Origin of the sequence: Tunturiibacter gelidiferens (assembly GCF_013410115.1) — a bacterium.
Classification (GTDB): Bacteria; Acidobacteriota; Terriglobia; order Terriglobales; family Acidobacteriaceae; genus Edaphobacter; species Edaphobacter gelidiferens.
Genome location: NZ_JACCCV010000001.1, coordinates 2,512,608 through 2,528,884, shown reverse-complemented (window position 1 = coordinate 2,528,884; position 16,277 = coordinate 2,512,608). Strand labels below are relative to the sequence as shown.

Here is a 16,277-nt window from a genome sequence, read left to right as displayed (position 1 = left end):
CATGGCCAAGCTATCGATTCGCGACCTCGACCTAACCGACAAGCGCGTCCTCATTCGCGTCGACTTCAACGTCCCTCTCAAAGACGGCATCATCACCGATGACACTCGCATTCGGGAGACCCTGCCCACGATCGAGTACGCCCTCCGCCACAAGGCCAAGGTCATCCTCTGTTCCCATCTCGGCCGACCCAAAGGCAAGCCGGTGGCCTCCATGAGCCTTCGCCCTCTCGTCGATCATCTCCGCACCAGACTCGACCACATCCTGGGCGATGACGAAAACGTAGCATTCTCCCCTGACTGTATTGGCATCGTCGCCAGCGAAATGGCGCTCAATCTCGAATCCGGCCAGCCGCTCCTGCTCGAGAACCTCCGCTTCCACGCCGAGGAGGAGGCCAACGATCCTGTCTTCGCGCAAAAGCTCGCCTCGCTCTGTGACATCTACGTCAACGACGCGTTTGGCAGCGCACATCGTGCTCACGCCTCGACGGAAGGCGTCACTCACTTCGTAAAACAATCGGCTGCCGGTCTTCTGATGGAGAAAGAGCTGACCTACCTCGGAAAAGCCCTTGCTGAACCCGACAAACCGTTTGTCGCGATCATTGGTGGAGCGAAGGTGTCGGACAAGATCAAGGTCATTGACAATCTGTTGGAAAAGGCCGATGCGATTATCATCGGCGGCGGCATGGCCTACACCTTTCTCAACGCGCAGGGACAGAGCACTGGCATGTCTCTCGTCGAACCCGATAAGATCGACGTCGCCAAGGCCGCGCTTGAGAAGGCAAAGACCATGGGCGTCCGCTTCCTTCTCCCCGTCGACCACATTCTGGCCGACAAGTTCGCTCCTAACGCAAAGACCCGGGTCTTCGCTGGCGATGGCTCCTTTCCAGAAGATCTGATGGCGCTCGACATCGGCCCCAAATCCATTGCGCTCTTTGAAGAAGAGATTGCCGAAGCTCGAACCATCATCTGGAACGGCCCCATGGGAGTCTTCGAGATGCCCGCCTTCGCTCGCGGCACCAACGAGATTGCCGCCGCCGTTGCACGCAATCATGACGCGACCACTATTGTCGGCGGGGGAGACTCGGTCGCGGCCATCCAGCAGTCTGGAGTCGCGAGCCGCATCACCCACATCTCCACCGGCGGCGGGGCCAGCCTCGAATTCCTCGAAGGCAAAACCCTGCCCGGCGTCGCCGCGCTGACGAATAAGTAGGGATTCCGCTAATGGCATGGGAAATAGCGGTTATCGTCGATCCTGACTGCAGCGAATCCGCGGTCGATACTCTTGCCAGATATATGCCTATCTGGATGGTCGACACCCCACAGAATAAGGAACGTGCGCTGTCGGTGCGAAAAGCTGTCGGCGAAATGTGGCTGCCTGAAGCAGTTTGTACGACCTTCACAGTTAAAGACTTGAGCGCTCGCGAATATAACAGTTTGAGTGAGCTTAGTGCAGTCGATCTGCACCACCCGAAAATGGCTAAGTTGAACTTCGTCGGCGTCGATGACTCGGATTCCCTTCGCACCGGAGTAAATGAGTTCGACTTCATTCCGGCAATGGCAACATGGCCCGGTACGATTGCCTTTCGCAGACCCCTTGACATGCTGCGGAACGTTCCACGTCTGCACCTTGACGCCTCTAACTGGAAAAAGAAGGACGACATCTACGAATCACTCTTTACAGTGTTAGGTTCTCCATCTTGGCATGGAAAAAGTTTTAGCGCTTTGAATGACAGCATCGTTACGGGCAGCATCAACGCCGTAGAGATTCCCTACACGCTGTTGATCCGCAATTTAAAGTCTGCTAACTCCGAGGTTCGCGCCTTCGTGTTCGATCTTGTGACCTTCATATCCGAGCGAGAAATGGAAGGTTGTCCAGTTTCGATCCAAATTGAGGCTGATTCAAAATGACCTCACCAACCCTGGCCATGCCTACCGACATAAAGCTCCACCCGTTCAGGCTCTCCCTCCCTTCCCTTGAAGGCGTGAAGATGGAATACTGATTCGCACATGCGAAAGCCATTGATCGCCGCCAACTGGAAGATGTACAAGACGCCCAAAGAGTCCTTAGCCTTCCTTAACGAGTTCCTTCCCCTGGTCAAGGACCACACCGCCAGCGAGATCGCGATCTTCCCCACGATGTCTTCACTTGGCTATGTCATCGAGGCGACAAAGGGCACGAACGTTACCGCCGGAGCACAGACGATGCACTGGCTGAACGAAGGACCGTACACCGGTCAGACCTCTCCAACCATGCTCGAAAGCATTGACTGCACCCGCGTGTTGCTGGGCCACTCAGAGCGCCGCATCTACGCCCACGAGACCGACGACATGGTCAATCTCAAGCTAAAGGCCGCCCTCGATCACGACCTTATCCCCGTCGTCTGTGTTGGCGAAACGCTTGACAAGCGACAGTCGGGCCTGACAGAAGCCGTTCTCCGCTGGCAGATCGCCTGCGCGCTCAACGGCATCAAGGGAGCTTCCTGCGGGAACGTCGTTATTGCGTACGAACCCGTTTGGGCGATCGGCACTGGCAGCGTCGCTACGCCGGAGCAGGCCAACGAAGCCCACGCCATCATCCGACGCGAGGTCGCCACACATCTCGGCCTTCCCTGCGCCAGCGGCATGCGTATCCTCTATGGCGGCTCCGTTAAACCCGACAATGTCGCCAGCCTGATGTCCCAGCCCGAGATCGATGGCGCGCTGGTAGGAGGGGCGAGCCTGCAAGCCAGATCGTTCGCCGAGATCATCCACAACTCCACCACTGCCTGAAGATTCTTCGCAGTACTGCTCTGTCTAGCGGACTACCCCAGCCTGGTCCATCGGCCAGTACACAAAGGCCGCCTTGCCGTAGATCAAATCTCGATCGACCGGCCCGAAGTCGCGGCTGTCGCTCGAGATCGACCGATGATCCCCCATCACAAAATATTCGTGTCCTGGAACGGTCATCTCCGGTTGCGATCTGTCATCGGCAAACCGCTTTGGCACGTAACTCTCCGCAACCCGCGCTCCGTTCACGATTACCTGCCCATGATCGATCCGCAGCGTATCCCCTGGCAGCGCGATCACCCGCTTGATATAGCTCTTTTCGTGGTCATGCGGATATAGAAATACCACCACGTCACCGCGATGAATCTCCCCTACCCGGTACGCCATCTTGTTGATGAACAGCCTGTCCTGGTCTTCCAGCATAGGCAGCATGCTGGTTCCTTCTACTCGCACCGGCTGATACAGAAAGATGATGATGAACGCCGACACCACCACGGAGATCACCAAGTCGCGCAACCAGGAGTGCATCACTCCCTTCCGCTGGCCTGTCGGCTCCATCTGCTGTCGATTGTCTGGCTCCGGCTGAAGCTTGCCGTTGGTCTCCACGCGATCTTCTGAATCCTCTAACATTTAGACGCACCAATCAAAGAGTTGCAATCACTAGCCTACTCGCCGGCGACCCGTCCGCAAGCGCCCGGCACGGGTAACCAATTAAGCGGAGATGCATCTCATATATCCAGCAGAGGCTCCAGGTTCAGCCTCATAAATTTATGAGAACTCCACGCTTGAACCAGAATACTTTGCTTATCACAGGTCGACTTAGTTTGCCATCCCAATCATCATCCGGCATAGACCCGACCCTTTATGATAACTCGCATAGGGCAAACCTTTCTTGACGCATTCGAGAAGGTTAGGACTAGAATTGCCCCAGCAGAACAGTAGGATACCTATGGCAACCCTTACCATGCTTGAGCAGGCCCCGACACCCAAACCCGTCAACCGTGGCGCAGCAGACTACAACGATCTCACCACGGAGACCGCCAACGCCGCCTCGGAGGGACTCGACACCAAGTCCGCTCTCGAGATCGCCCGAATCATAAATCACGAAGACGCTAAAATCGCAACCGCAGTCAAAAAAGCGCTGCCTGAGATCGCCATCGTCATCGATACTGTTGCGCGCTCCCTGCGCGATGGTGGCCGGCTTATCTACGTCGGAGCCGGCTCCAGCGGCCGCATCGCCTCCCTGGACGCCTCGGAGTGCCCACCAACCTACTCCACGGCTCCTTCGCAAGTCCAGTACATTATGGCTGGCGGCCCCAAGGCTCTTGCCTCCGCTTCCGATGTGAACGAAGACTCACCAGAGATCGGCCAGCGCGACATCGCCCGTCGGCGCCCGACTCGCAAGGACATTGTCATTGGAGTCTCCGCCAGCGGCCGCACGCCCTACGTGGTGGGTGCCGTAGAGTACGCCCGCGCCCGTGGCGCAAAGACCGCCGCAATCACCTGCAATCTCAACACCCCGCTCTCCGATGTCGCTGACACCACCGTCATCACCGAGGTCGGACCGGAGGTCATCTCCGGCTCCACGCGCATGAAGTCCGCTTCCGCGCAGAAGATGGTGCTCAACATGATTACCACCGGCGCCATGACACGTCTCGGCTACGTCTACGACAACCTGATGGTCAACGTGCATATGAAGAACGCGAAACTGGTCGAGCGTGGCATTCGCGTCCTGATGAAGGTATGCGATATTGACCGCGATACCGCGATCCGCACCATCAAGTCCGCGGGTAAATCGATTCCCATCGCCGTCGTTATGCTCAAGGCTAATGTTGACAAGATGGAGGCAGTACGCCGCCTCACCAAATCCGATGGCAACGTTCGGCTCGCGATTGACGACTCTCGCCTCGAACTCTGATTGCTCAAAGATTGATCGTCAGTCGTCGGGATCATCGATTGTCAGGAAGCGCAGGCACCCCTACATGCGGCGTTCCCCTGCTCGTCCCTGATCTCCGGCTTATCTTCCTCATTCAATATTCCGCCCTGCGCCTTCCACGGACTGACCGAAATGGTAGGTTGATCCTGCTCCGATGTGATCTTCCACTGCCCGTTAATGCGCTTGAGCGTGAGACGGGTCGGCACATAGGACTCTAAAATCTCCGACTGTTCAGGTTCGTCGATGAAGTGTTTCATAAGGCGAACTTCAGCCTCAGAATCTGTCTGCCGTTCTATGATAACGTCCTCCATCTTCACGGTCCACAGGCCCTTCCGCATGCGGATTGTGGCCTCGCGGTCCCGCAAGACTGCACCTCGTCCGACGTTTCGCTGATCGAGATAGCGATCCAACTTATCTGCGTAGAAAGAGGCTTGAGCATTTGCATCTCTGGTTTGCATCGAAGCCGCCCATCCTTGCAGCCATCGCTTCACTTCCACACTGCTGGCGGGAGTCTCGGTATTTGTGTCTGACTTAGTAGGCGTACTGCCTGGAGATGATGCTTCGGGCGCTTTCGGCATGACTGGTAAGGGTGCCGGAACGACCGGCGAATCAATCGCTGGAGCCGGAACATACTTTGCTGCGGTTGAGACGGGATTGACGGTGACCTTCCGTTGCAACCAATACAAACGATACGTCCCTGCTGCTAACGCCAACAGCATGACCACCACAGTTGTTCCCAACGCAAGCCGTTTCCAGCCTGGGGTCCGATCTTCTTCCACTTGAAGTCGGTAAGGTGGTATTCGAGCTTCCCATGACAGTTCTTCTTCGAGTCCCGATCCAGCGTCGGGCTTTGGATTATTCGCCCGATTACGCGCAGCCCCCTTCGCAGGAGTCTGCTTCGCTTCCGTCGGGCGCACTGACTCTGCAGTGTGGGTTACGGTCTGTGCCGAATCGATGGCTCTTTCTGGACCATCTTTGACATTCGTTACATCTGCAAGAGGGTGCGCCACCGGTGGGGCAGCGGTCGGCTCCGCGATACGGGCATGGCTAGAGTCGCCACTTCGTTCGGGCAGAACAATCTCCTCCGGCTCTCCTATGAGAGCAGCCGCACCCCATCCTGCATCAGGAGCAGCCGTAATGGCCTCAATCACCGTTTTTGGAACCGCAACCGGCGGAATCTTCTCTTCCGACGGCAACAGTTTTTCTTCAGACGGATCCAAGTCCCGCAGTTTGACCGCGCTCTGATCGGGCCTGTCTAAAACGGTTGTTGACGATGAGGCCGATCTTCTTGCTGCTGTATAAGCAGCTACACGCATGGAATCGAGATGAATCTGTGCCTTCATCTGTTCAAACAGATCATCCAGTTTGGACCGCACAACCTCCTGTTGCGACGTATCTCCCAGGAGCGCCGACGCCTGGAAGTTCACCTCTCCCTGGATTACGGTCTCGTTGTTCTGGGCATTCACATGGAACACCGTAGTGTCGTGTTTGTTCTTCGATCGTGGCGACGGTCCCACACCTCGTAACGTAAGTCGGTCGCCAGACCGGACCACCTCGCTGGAGATCTCGCGTGAACACATCTCCAATGCGCGCAAAACCATCTCTGGATCCGGAGTCTGCACTGTTTCGTGGATCTCAAATCTCATAGCACCTCTTCCCGACTTCTTAATGGATGGCAGAAACCCCGTCTGGGGAAGCCGACAAAAGGTGAGCATGAACAATAAAACGTTCCGGCGCTGCGCCCACATAGTCGAACGGAAAACAGGTGATGAGCGTTAGCTCTGGCCTGGCGGCGATATTCAGCACTTCTACCTTGTCGGGACTCACGATTTCAGTCGAATCCACGACGTAGTGATAGGTGCCACTCTTATCGATCAACCGCACTTCCATCTTCGCGGCGATCCTGCGCAACGGCCGGAAGAACGAATCGCGATGACCTGCCAGCCCCACCGTTCCAAGGCCACCCGGCACCGCGGTCCCGGGAATATGTCCCACTCCCCGATGCAAACTACTCCCATCATAGTCGGCCGTGATCGGTGCTGACAACGCGAGTGCTGGAATCTCAATCCTGCCAATCACATCCTCAGTCGTGTGCGCGGCGGAAGAGGCGATTCTGGTTGGCACAGGCTGGTCGATCCGGTCCGCGAACCTATGGGTCCCCTTTGCCTGGACAACCAGAATCAGGCAGTATCCGGCGCAAAGGAGACCACACGTCCAAAGAAGACGCTCAGCGTATGCGAGCACTCGCATACTTACTTCCGGAGCAACAGTTTCTGATTGAGACCGAAGACCCGACTCTGCGATGCGATCAGCCGCAGCAGCGCTGCAGCGATCAAGGAGCAGAAGCTAAGCAGCCATACCAGTGGAACCGGGCTGGCGGTATGAGGCAGCGCTTTGATCACCGGCTTCTGGACGCTGGCCACCTGCGTGTATCGCTCCGCCTTGATGCCTGGTTTTGCGGCGTCGCCCGTTCCGCTAACCTGCTCGAGCGACAGAAGCCATAGCGTCAGCAGTTGCATGTCGTCCTGAGACAGCGTGTTATCAGTGACCTTTCCCTCGGAGGCGGGATCAACCGCAGGCACCTTGGCTGGATTCGAGGTTGCTATCGCAACGGCCTCAGCCTTTGGATAGACGAACTCTACGACCGAAGAGCTGCCCGCAAAATACCACCCCTTGAGATATAGAGAGCCGTCAGCCGGGTTGGCCCACTTTACAGGACCACTGGCGGCCGGCTTCTGAATCTCGCTGTTTGGAATACCAAGAAAGGTTGAATGCACGTCGCCCTTCACCGAATCAACCTTCAGGATTACTCGGTCCGACAGACGGTTCACAATGTGGATCGTGTAGGAGCCGGGTTCCAGCGTAGCCCCGGGAATATGTGACGGGTTGGAGATCGTGAAATCAGCGGTGGAAGTTGCCGGACCGGCAGCCCATAAGACCGCGCTGAAAGAGCACAAAGAAGCACACAGCATGAGAGATTTGAGTCGCATCGTTTCTCCTTGCAGGATCAACTTACGTCCCGTGATATGCAAGGTGTACGCGAAAAGTTAGCCGCTCAGTTAAGAGAAGATGCGAGTAACTCAACTTTTTTGGCACGGGTAATCGTGAAATTCGAATTTGATTCGATTGGTAATCGAATGGCCGATTACGACACCCATCGAAGTTGAAAGACTTTTCACATAAACAATTTCGGGCTCTAGCGAACCGTCAGCTTTTTGGATTTTCGCGTGCCCTTGAGCTTCGCGTCTGTCATCCGCAATGATTGGTCAGCTTTCCGATCGAAAGCCTCACAGTCAAGCTATTTGAAATGAGCCACTTAAATGCAGGCACCCTTGATGCTTACTGATTTAGCGACAATGATCTGATCAAGAAAAAGAGTCTCTCACTCGTCAGAAGAGCGGCCGAACCACCGCCGTTACTCATTTCCACGTCGAATCTCCGTAGACTGTCAAAATGGACAAGTTCGTAGTACGCGGCGGCAATCCCCTTCTCGGCACTATCAAAGTCTCCGGAGCAAAGAACTCCGCTCTCCCCTGCATGGCCGCCGCCATCCTCACCGAAGACGAGGTTATCCTCGAAAACATCCCTCAAGTCCAGGACATTGAGACTGAGCGCAAACTTCTGACCAGCATGGGCGCCGAGGTTGAACTGGGTTATGGCCGCGCCCAACACCGTACCCACATCAAGTGCGCCATTCTGTCCGATCCCGTCGCAAAGTACGAGATCGTGAAGACGATGCGCGCCAGTTCCCTGGTCCTTGGACCGCTCATCGCACGCACCGGCATCGCACGCGTTGCCATGCCAGGAGGCTGTGCGATCGGCGGCCGCCCCATCGACCTTCACATCAACGGTCTCGAGGCCATGGGCGCCACGATCACGCAAGATCACGGCTACCTGGAAGCCCGTGCCGACCGGCTGAAGGGCGCGCACATCGTCTTCGACAAGATCACGGTCACCGGCACCGAAGACCTTTTGATGGCCGCGACTCTTGCCGAGGGAGAGTCCATCTTCGAGAACTGCGCCCGCGAGCCAGAAGTCACCGACCTCGCCGCTCTGCTCATAGCGATGGGAGCGAAGATCGAAGGCGCTGGCACCGGCACCATCCGTATTCAGGGCGTAGCTAAGCTCCACGGCGCACGCCATCGCATCAATCCCGATCGCATCGAGGCCGGAACCTTCCTCATCGCGGGCGCCATCACCGGTGGCGACCTCAACGTCGACTGCTGCGAACCGAAACACCTCGGCGCCTTGATCTCCAAGCTCGAACAGTGCGGCGTCAAAATCGACGTCGGCGCCGATCACGTCCGCGTCCGCTCCGGCGGCGAACTCAAAGCCGCCGACATCACCACCGAGGAGTACCCCGGCTTCCCTACCGACATGCAGGCCCAGTACATGGCGCTGGCCACCCAGGCCGAAGGCACCAGCACCGTGATCGAAAACATCTTCGAAAACCGCTTCATGCACGTGCAGGAGTTGATTCGCATGGGCGCGAACATCACCATCTCAGGCCGCACCGCAACCGTCCGCGGCAAAACTCCTCTGCAGTCGGCCGCGGTCATGTGCTCGGACCTGCGCGCCTCCGCCTCCCTTGTGTTGGCTGCTCTGGTCGCCGACGGCGAGACCATCCTGGACCGTGTCTATCACCTGGACCGCGGCTACGAGCACTTCGAAGAGAAACTCCGCGGAGTCGGTGCTCAGATCCGCCGCATGGGAGACGTCTTCGGGAGAAAGTAACCGATAGAGTCACACAAATTTCAGATCCTTGCGATATACAAAAGCGTCCAGTCCGGATTTGCCATAAAACCTGCGCCTTACTCCGGTTCGCCCGTACCCTGAGCGCTCATAGAACCGGATTGCACCCTCGTTGCCTGAGAACACGTGCAGCTCCATCCACCGCGCTCCCCTAGCGGTTGCGCGCTCCTCGGCATCCCGCAAAAGTCTCCCAGCCAATCCCCGCCTTCTGTACCCCTCTGCCACATCCAACGTCACGACATAAGCTCGTTGTTCCGTTTCAATCTGCTCGATGTGAACGATTACAAAACCAACAATCTCCCCATTCGTAATTACCGCGACACGAACGACGGCATCCGGCTCCTCGGCAAAAACCCTCATCGACTCCTTATCAAACCGAAACTCCGGCGAGAAACAGTCCTGATCCAGGCGATGCATCGCATCGAGATAAGTCGTACGATAATCACAAAGAGAGATCTCATCAATCATCAGATATCCAGACTAACGGCAGCAGACCTTACCATCTGGCAATAATTCCATGGACCGCTCAAAGTGCGAGACACAGGCATAAAAAACGCCTCGCTGAGTGGTATCAGCGAGGCGGGTGGTGGCTGATGTCATCCTTAGAAGACGACCTTGCCGCTTAGCTGAAGTTGACGAGAAGATCCGCCGTCGCTCGTCGCGAAGCGAGTAGAGGAGATCTGCCCAAAGGTCGATCCCGCGGTATTCCCCGAGGGCTGGCCAAAGTTCGGATGGTTGAGAATATCGAAGGTATCGATGCGAAGCTTGAACGTCACACGTTCCGTGATCTTCGTATTCTTCTCAAGCGACATATCGACATCCGCGAATCCAGGCCCCGTAATGGCATTTCGAGCGATATCTCCTAACCCCGTTGACACGACCGCGGAAGTAGAAGTAGCCCGCGTCGCCGGATTCTGGAAGCTGCATCCGGCAGGAACCGCAAGGGTCGGACCGATTGGACACACTTTGGACTGAATGAAAGTGACATTTGCGATTCCGGTCTGAATCTTCTTTGTCGCTACCGGACCCACAAGATTCGGCCGAATCACGTTAGCCACTCCAGTGAAGGTCGATGTGTTGTAGGTCAGGTTGATAGGATTGCCAGTCTGATACTGAACGATCGTGGATAGACTGAAACCTTCAACAAAGCGATTTTCTTTGAACGGCAAGTTATAGATCGCATTTCCAGCGTAGTGGTTCCGCGTATCGAAATCGGAGGGACCATAGTTGCCGGCGGGATTATTACTATCCTGGAACGTATAGCCTCCCTGCGATCCCAACGAATTGGTATCGAGCGACTTGGACCATGTGTAGTTCATATTGAACTGCAATCCATGGCCGGCATTCTTGGTCGCGACTAGCCAAAGCGCGTTGTAGCTCGATGACCCTACGTCATTGATCTCCGCGATGTTCGAGTTCGACGAGATTCCCGGCTTGATCGGGCTGGTACTGGAGAGAACTGGGAATGGTCGGATACCCGCGGCATTCGGTTGATTCTCGTTGGTCTGCGCACGGAGATGTCTTCCGACAGATCCGTAGTAGCCAATCGACGTCACAATCCCCCAGGGTGCCTCCTGCTGCAAGTTCAGGTTGTAGGTCTGGGTGTAAGCATTCTTCAGATTCGGATTAGTAGAGCTGATCGCGATACCAGCCGCCGTCGCCGATGCAAAAAGCGACTCCACTGGAATAGGCGCCTTCGTATTGGCATAGCTAACCTTGGTGCTGAACGGTGGATTCGACGCTAGACCACTTACAACGCCAGACACAGGCTGATCTGCCATGTAGGCGTAGCCACCACGAACGACCGTCTTACCGGTGCGGAAGACGTCCCACGCAAAGCCCAGCCGAGGCTCGTAGTTGTAATTTTGCGGGTAGATGCCACCCACACCATTCGTTCCAGTTTGGATGAGCGACACGGTACTAGGATTGAAGATGACTAGGCGGTTCGCGCCTTCTGTCGGGGTACCGTTCCACTCAAACCGCAAGCCGTACTCCAGGGTCAGGCTTGGCGTCAGTTTGAAGTTGTCCTGAACAAAAAGACCTGCGGCGTTCACATAGATACGGCTATCGATGGTTTGCGGCGTGATCGTGAAGCCTGTAGCCAGATCCTGTTCAAAATGCGCTGTCGTGTCGTAGGTAATGGTTCCGGTGTCGGAGGCAAAACTCGCCCCCAGAAAGCGACGGAACTCACCGCCGAATTTGATGCTATGTCTCCCCTTCAGAAAAGTTGCAGCATCGGAGAAGACACCGAATGTATCGGACCTGCCTTGCGGAAAGCCGGAAGGACCACCGAAGTTCAGACCGGTGCCTACATCAGTGACGGTGATCTGCGGAATCCCTATCGCAGAGGTGATGTCGTCGCCAATATGAAAGTCTTGAGGATTCAGCTGATTTGCGGGTGTAAAGCTAATGACGATCCGGTTGAATCCGAGACGCGCCTCATTCACGAAGTTCGGATTGAAGACGTGTGTCTCATTTAGAGTCAAAATCTGCCGGCTTCCGGTACGGTGATCGCCGAAGCCGGGGATCGTATTGCCCTGGAGGTTTGGCTCCGTGCGAACGTCCTTCTGGTACGCATAGAACCCGTGCAACTGATCATTAGAACTGATCTGATGAAGGATGTCGATGGTGCCCTGATCAATATTTACTGGTCCCGGCGTAAATGCAACGTACTGGTTCCCGTTGTTCGGAGCAGGAACCAGAGCCAGAAGAGACTGTGCAGCCGGTGCACCGCTCGTCGCGATTGTATTTCGCACCGCAGGCGAGAAGACCGTGCCGTTCTGCAGAATCCCCTGACGCTGACGCAGACCCTCATAGCTCGCGAAGAAGAAAGTGTGACCCTTCCAGATGGGTCCACCAACGGCAGCTCCGAAGTTGTTTCGCTTCAGGGGCGCTTTATTGCCACTCGACGTACCATTCGGCCGATTGAAGTAGTTCCGTGCGTCCAGGGCTTCGTTGCGGAAGTAGTCAAACACCTCCCCATGCAACTCATTCGTACCCGACCGCGTGCTAATGTTCACGATCGAACCAGAACTTCTGCCATACTCCGCGCTAAAGGTCGAGTTATCGATCTTGAACTCGGAGGTCGTATTGATGGAGGGCTGGAAGGTGATCTGATTCTGACTCATGTCATTGAGGTTCACGCCATTGATCTGGAAGTTCACCGAGTCTTCCCGATTTCCAGCGGTGATGAAGGAGTTGGCTCCCAATCCTCGGCTTGCCCCTGTCAAACTTCCTGCAGTGGGGGCGACCACACCCCCAGGGGTTAGCACCGTCAGATCGAGAAAGTGACGTCCATTCAACGGAATCTCTTGAACAGTGGTCTTATCGATGACCTGCCCAACAGTCATCGTCTGCGTCTCGATCTGCACAGCGCCGCTATCAACCTGAACAACGGCCCCTGTTGACGACAGAGAGAGTTGAGCGTTGACCGAAGCTTTTTGATCGACCTCCAGATTGACCCTTTGCAGGGTATAGAGACTGAACCCATCCGCAGAAACCTGCACGTCATACATCCCAGGTTGGAGGGACGGAACACCGTAGATTCCCGATCCATCGGTCACGACCACGCGATCAAGCCCCGTCGCAACCGAATGGACCTTTACCTGCGCTCCCGGCACTACGGCGCCGCTTGGATCGGTCACCGTACCGGACAAGGTCGCTGTCGACTGCGCAGAGCAGATACCAACGCTCACCGTCAGTAACGCGATCAGGATGAACAACCTGTTTGAGAACTTCCGTGAAGCATTCATTTCAAGCCTCCTGCGGATACACGTATCCCCTCCGGCAACTCACTCGGAAGAAATACGGCTGATGAAATAGAGCTTCTGATCGTTGTAAGTGTGCAAGAACACACCCGATGGCCCTAAGCAACGCCGGTGGTCCGGTCTTGTTTGCCCTCTGTTTATCTATCAAAAACCGGGGCTGCGACCGATCCCACGATGGAATCTATTGTGTGATATATAAAGTTTCATGCCAGCTGAAAGCTGTCAATATTTCAGCGTCATTACACTCATATTTCTTTTCTAAAAAATCTCGTGTCAGGCGACAATTTCTACGCAGTATCGCCTTCCGAGAACGATTTGTTCCCGCCTCAGCGCTCTCTAAGACGAAGGTTAGAGCCATGTGCTAACGAACCGATGGGCGATGATTGCCGACGGCTATCCCGACGTCCTTCCGCTCGCGAAAAGAGATCCACAGCGGTCGATATAGAGAAATTTATTAGGATACCCCTGCAGCTTTGTCACCCCGAAATCCCTGAATTGTCTTTTTTCTGTAATTGGGTATGGTTCGTTACTACTCTCTCAACCCTGTCAGGTTCCTGTTCCCCGCTTTCGGATCAAGGGTGTACAACTGTTGCCGTACGTAAAAGGAAGATTTGCCGGAGCATGATGAAAGTACAAAGTAAGGACAGCAAGCCGGACGCCGGCAAACCCGTAACGCTCAAGACTCTGGCAGAGTATCTCGACCTCTCCCCGGCAACGATCTCGATCGTTCTCAATAACTCCCCCGTCGCGAAGTCGATTTCACCGGCAACCAGGGAGCGAGTTCTCGACGCCGCAAAGAAATTCGAGTACCGTCCCAACCTGCATGCCCGCATGCTCCGCACTCGCCTTACCAACACCATCGGTGTGATCGTCCCGGAACTCAGCGAAGGTTACTTCACCGGCGTTATGCTCGGCGTCGAGCAATATCTCCTTCAGGAGGGCTTTCTCTACTTCACCGTCAGCCACCTCGGCCGCGCCGACTTGCGGGAGGAGTATCAGGAGCTTCTCATGAGCCGCCGCGTCGATGGCTTTCTCCTGGTCAACACGGAACTCTCAGTCAACGTTTCCCTCCCCGTCGTCGGAGTCTCCTCCCACAGCCAGGAACCGGGCGTCTCCAACATCATGCTCGATCACGACTTTGCGGCTAAAAAAGCTCTCCGCCACCTTTACGACCTCGGCCATCGCAAGATCGCTTTCATGAAGGGCCAGCGTTACTCTTTGGACTCCGAAGCCCGGTGGGCATCCATCGTCAGCACAGCGAACGACCTTGGGATCACGATACGCCCTGAGCTTTGCATCTATCTGGAGAAGAACCTCTGGTCGCCCGAGCTTGGCTACCCGCCCATGCGAGAGCTGCTCGCTCGCACCCATGACTTCACTGCCCTCTTTTGCTTCAACGATACCGCCGCCATCGGGGCCATTCGCGCAATTCAAGACGCCGGCCTCTCCTGTCCGCGCGACATCTCGGTCATCGGCTTCGACGATATTATCGTTGCTGAATACTTCAACCCTCGCCTCACCACCGTTCGCCAGCCTCTCCATAAGATGGGTTGGGCGGCCGCACAACTGCTTATCAAACGGATTCAGTGCCCAGACGAACCGTATCCACATGAAGTATGGTTTGAACCAGAGCTGGTCGTGAGAGAATCGACCGCAGCCATTCCAAGCACATCCCGGTCACGGCGAGGCGATGGTCGATAGGAGAGCTTTGCAACTAGTCCAGTCGGAAGCCTCCCAACTGAGCCCGAACCGCCCGATAATCCTTCGCACGCTTGGCCCAGCTTACTTTTATTTTCTCGTAGCTGGCACGGTCACGGTTATGTTGGGCCCTCTGCTGCCGCAGCTCATCCAGCATTGGCAGATTCAGGACGCGCAGGCAGGCACCCTCTTCACCGCTGACTTTATCGGCCAACTCTGCGGCGCGTGGATCGCCGCTCGCAATCTTCGCGCAAGCCTGATCTACGGATCGATCCTCTCCGCAGCTGGATGCATTGCACTTACCTGGCTAGGCTTCGGGGCGGCGCACATCGCCCTCTTCTGTATCGGAGTCGGCCTCGGGACCGGTCTCACCGCCGGGAATATCATCGCAGGAACCACACTTCCTGCCATCCGTGCGAAGCTTCTTGCCGTCTTAAACGTCGCATGGGGGCTAGGTGCAATCGCGTGCCCTCTCCTGATATACGTCACAGCAGCCGGCGGCATGCGGCGCTTCTTATTTGTTATCGCAACGCTTCTTGTCTCAGCCTCGTTGTATTCAATCGCATTGCCTCGTGCAGGAACCTCTTTCGTGTCTTCCGCAGCATCGGAGCTGTCTGGATCAGAGTATGCAATGACAGATCCGCGATTCCCCCTGCCTTTGCTGCCGTTGATCTCCTTCGCCGCTGCAATGTTTCTCTATGTTGGTGTCGAGAACTCGCTCGGCGGATGGCTACCCAGTTACGCCATTCGTTCCAGCTCATCGCTCCAGGCATCTTCTATCGCTACCTACTTCTGGATCGCAGAGCTGATTGGCCGACTGCTCGTGGCAGCCCTCATGACCGTCCTCAGCGAGAGAGCTTTATACAGGCTTTGCCTGCTGCTGCTTCTTATCACCGAAGGACTGTTCTGTTCCATCGCACATCCTTCGGGGTCCGGGGTCATCGCGCTTACAATTCTCGGTGGATTCACCCTCGCCCCGGTCTTTCCGCTTTTGGTCTCCTTCATGCTTGCCCGCACCGGAAATCACAAACGACTTGGCGTTCTCTTCGCCAGCGCCTCTGTCGGAGGAGCAGTACTGCCCTGGCTGACCGGCGTGTGTTCCACTTACTTCCATGGTCTTCGCGTCGGGTTGGTTGTACCAGCCGCAGGATCAGCTCTTCTTCTTCTTCTCTCCGGCATCGTCACGGCCAAAGCTAACACGCCTTTCGAAACAAATTCGTGAGCTGACCGGCCTTCAGCGTCGTAGACAAGATCAGCACATCGGAGCGGTCAGAACATCGCTCCTCGAGAGCCTGGAAAAAGAGGCCAGGCTAAGCCTGACCTCCGTGAGGGATTACGCGCTACGAACTTATTTGGCT

At 56.0% G+C, this 16,277-nt stretch carries 13 protein-coding genes; 7 read left to right on the top strand and 6 right to left on the bottom strand.

What is annotated here, in order from left to right:
* The first annotated feature begins 1 nt into the window (after window position 1).
* The 3 genes from HDF12_RS10705 to tpiA all read left to right on the top strand — a co-directional run bounded on the left by HDF12_RS10705 (window position 2) and on the right by tpiA (window position 2,769).
* Window positions 2-1,210 (top strand): phosphoglycerate kinase, encoded by a 1,209-nt coding sequence (locus HDF12_RS10705; protein WP_179582766.1) that lies wholly within the window; start codon window positions 2-4, stop codon window positions 1,208-1,210.
* Window positions 1,211-1,221: 11 nt separating this feature from the next.
* Entirely contained in the window at window positions 1,222-1,908 is a 687-nt protein-coding gene (locus HDF12_RS10700) for a hypothetical protein (RefSeq protein ID WP_179582764.1), read from the top strand.
* Between the two features lie 99 nt (window positions 1,909-2,007).
* Window positions 2,008-2,769 carry a triose-phosphate isomerase gene (gene tpiA / locus HDF12_RS10695; RefSeq protein WP_179582762.1) on the top strand — a complete coding sequence of 254 codons (762 nt, stop codon included), beginning with the start codon at window positions 2,008-2,010 and terminating at the stop codon, window positions 2,767-2,769.
* Window positions 2,770-2,793: 24 nt separating this feature from the next.
* Here tpiA and lepB read toward each other — a convergent pair whose 3' ends face one another.
* Window positions 2,794-3,294, bottom strand: coding sequence for a signal peptidase I (gene lepB, locus HDF12_RS10690; RefSeq protein WP_373563916.1), 501 nt, complete (start codon window positions 3,292-3,294; stop codon window positions 2,794-2,796).
* A gap of 421 nt (window positions 3,295-3,715) precedes the next feature.
* Between lepB and murQ the strand changes: the two genes are divergently transcribed.
* Window positions 3,716-4,684 carry an N-acetylmuramic acid 6-phosphate etherase gene (gene murQ, locus HDF12_RS10685; RefSeq protein ID WP_179582760.1) on the top strand — a complete coding sequence of 323 codons (969 nt, stop codon included), beginning with the start codon at window positions 3,716-3,718 and terminating at the stop codon, window positions 4,682-4,684.
* A 41-nt stretch (window positions 4,685-4,725) separates the two neighbouring features.
* Here murQ and HDF12_RS10680 read toward each other — a convergent pair whose 3' ends face one another.
* The 3 genes from HDF12_RS10680 to HDF12_RS10670 all read right to left on the bottom strand — a co-directional run bounded on the left by HDF12_RS10680 (window position 4,726) and on the right by HDF12_RS10670 (window position 7,692).
* On the bottom strand, window positions 4,726-6,348 hold the full coding sequence (locus tag HDF12_RS10680; protein WP_179582758.1) for a hypothetical protein: 1,623 nt from the start codon (window positions 6,346-6,348) through the stop codon (window positions 4,726-4,728).
* Window positions 6,349-6,367: 19 nt separating this feature from the next.
* Window positions 6,368-6,826: a sortase gene (locus HDF12_RS10675; RefSeq protein ID WP_179582756.1), complete on the bottom strand. Its 459-nt coding sequence runs from the start codon at window positions 6,824-6,826 to the stop codon at window positions 6,368-6,370.
* Between the two features lie 128 nt (window positions 6,827-6,954).
* Window positions 6,955-7,692, bottom strand: a complete 738-nt coding sequence (locus HDF12_RS10670) for a hypothetical protein (RefSeq protein ID WP_179582754.1) — start codon at window positions 7,690-7,692, stop codon at window positions 6,955-6,957.
* 463 nt (window positions 7,693-8,155) lie between these two features.
* Here HDF12_RS10670 and murA point away from each other — a divergent pair, with 463 nt between their 5' ends.
* The gene (gene murA / locus HDF12_RS10665; protein ID WP_179582753.1) at window positions 8,156-9,436 is read left to right on the top strand and encodes a UDP-N-acetylglucosamine 1-carboxyvinyltransferase; all 1,281 of its coding nucleotides are present in this window, start codon (window positions 8,156-8,158) and stop codon (window positions 9,434-9,436) included.
* 9 nt (window positions 9,437-9,445) lie between these two features.
* Here the strand turns inward: murA and HDF12_RS10660 are convergent, their stop codons facing one another.
* Window positions 9,446-9,922 (bottom strand): GNAT family N-acetyltransferase, encoded by a 477-nt coding sequence (locus tag HDF12_RS10660; protein WP_179582751.1) that lies wholly within the window; start codon window positions 9,920-9,922, stop codon window positions 9,446-9,448.
* A 134-nt stretch (window positions 9,923-10,056) separates the two neighbouring features.
* A complete protein-coding gene (locus tag HDF12_RS10655) occupies window positions 10,057-13,206 on the bottom strand; it encodes a TonB-dependent receptor (protein WP_179582749.1) in 3,150 nt (1,049 codons plus the stop codon).
* Window positions 13,207-13,842: 636 nt separating this feature from the next.
* Between HDF12_RS10655 and HDF12_RS10650 the strand changes: the two genes are divergently transcribed.
* Window positions 13,843-14,922, top strand: coding sequence for a LacI family DNA-binding transcriptional regulator (locus HDF12_RS10650; protein ID WP_306458005.1), 1,080 nt, complete (start codon window positions 13,843-13,845; stop codon window positions 14,920-14,922).
* A gap of 7 nt (window positions 14,923-14,929) precedes the next feature.
* Window positions 14,930-16,141, top strand: a complete 1,212-nt coding sequence (locus tag HDF12_RS10645; RefSeq protein ID WP_179582747.1) for an MFS transporter — start codon at window positions 14,930-14,932, stop codon at window positions 16,139-16,141.
* Window positions 16,142-16,277 lie beyond the last annotated feature (136 nt).

Excerpts from the sequence above, each read along its gene's own strand:
- HDF12_RS10655 (WP_179582749.1), bottom strand. The coding sequence starts at position 13,206 with ATGAATGCTTCACGGAAGTTCTCAAACAGGTTGTTCATCCTGATCGCG.
- HDF12_RS10670 (WP_179582754.1), bottom strand. The coding sequence starts at position 7,692 with ATGCGACTCAAATCTCTCATGCTGTGTGCTTCTTTGTGCTCTTTCAGC.
- murA (WP_179582753.1), top strand. The coding sequence starts at position 8,156 with ATGGACAAGTTCGTAGTACGCGGCGGCAATCCCCTTCTCGGCACTATC.
- HDF12_RS10705 (WP_179582766.1), top strand. The coding sequence starts at position 2 with ATGGCCAAGCTATCGATTCGCGACCTCGACCTAACCGACAAGCGCGTC.
- lepB (WP_373563916.1), bottom strand. The coding sequence starts at position 3,294 with ATGCACTCCTGGTTGCGCGACTTGGTGATCTCCGTGGTGGTGTCGGCG.
- HDF12_RS10680 (WP_179582758.1), bottom strand. The coding sequence starts at position 6,348 with ATGAGATTTGAGATCCACGAAACAGTGCAGACTCCGGATCCAGAGATG.
- HDF12_RS10700 (WP_179582764.1), top strand. The coding sequence starts at position 1,222 with ATGGCATGGGAAATAGCGGTTATCGTCGATCCTGACTGCAGCGAATCC.
- HDF12_RS10650 (WP_306458005.1), top strand. The coding sequence starts at position 13,843 with ATGATGAAAGTACAAAGTAAGGACAGCAAGCCGGACGCCGGCAAACCC.
- HDF12_RS10660 (WP_179582751.1), bottom strand. The coding sequence starts at position 9,922 with ATGATTGATGAGATCTCTCTTTGTGATTATCGTACGACTTATCTCGAT.
- murQ (WP_179582760.1), top strand. The coding sequence starts at position 3,716 with ATGGCAACCCTTACCATGCTTGAGCAGGCCCCGACACCCAAACCCGTC.
- tpiA (WP_179582762.1), top strand. The coding sequence starts at position 2,008 with ATGCGAAAGCCATTGATCGCCGCCAACTGGAAGATGTACAAGACGCCC.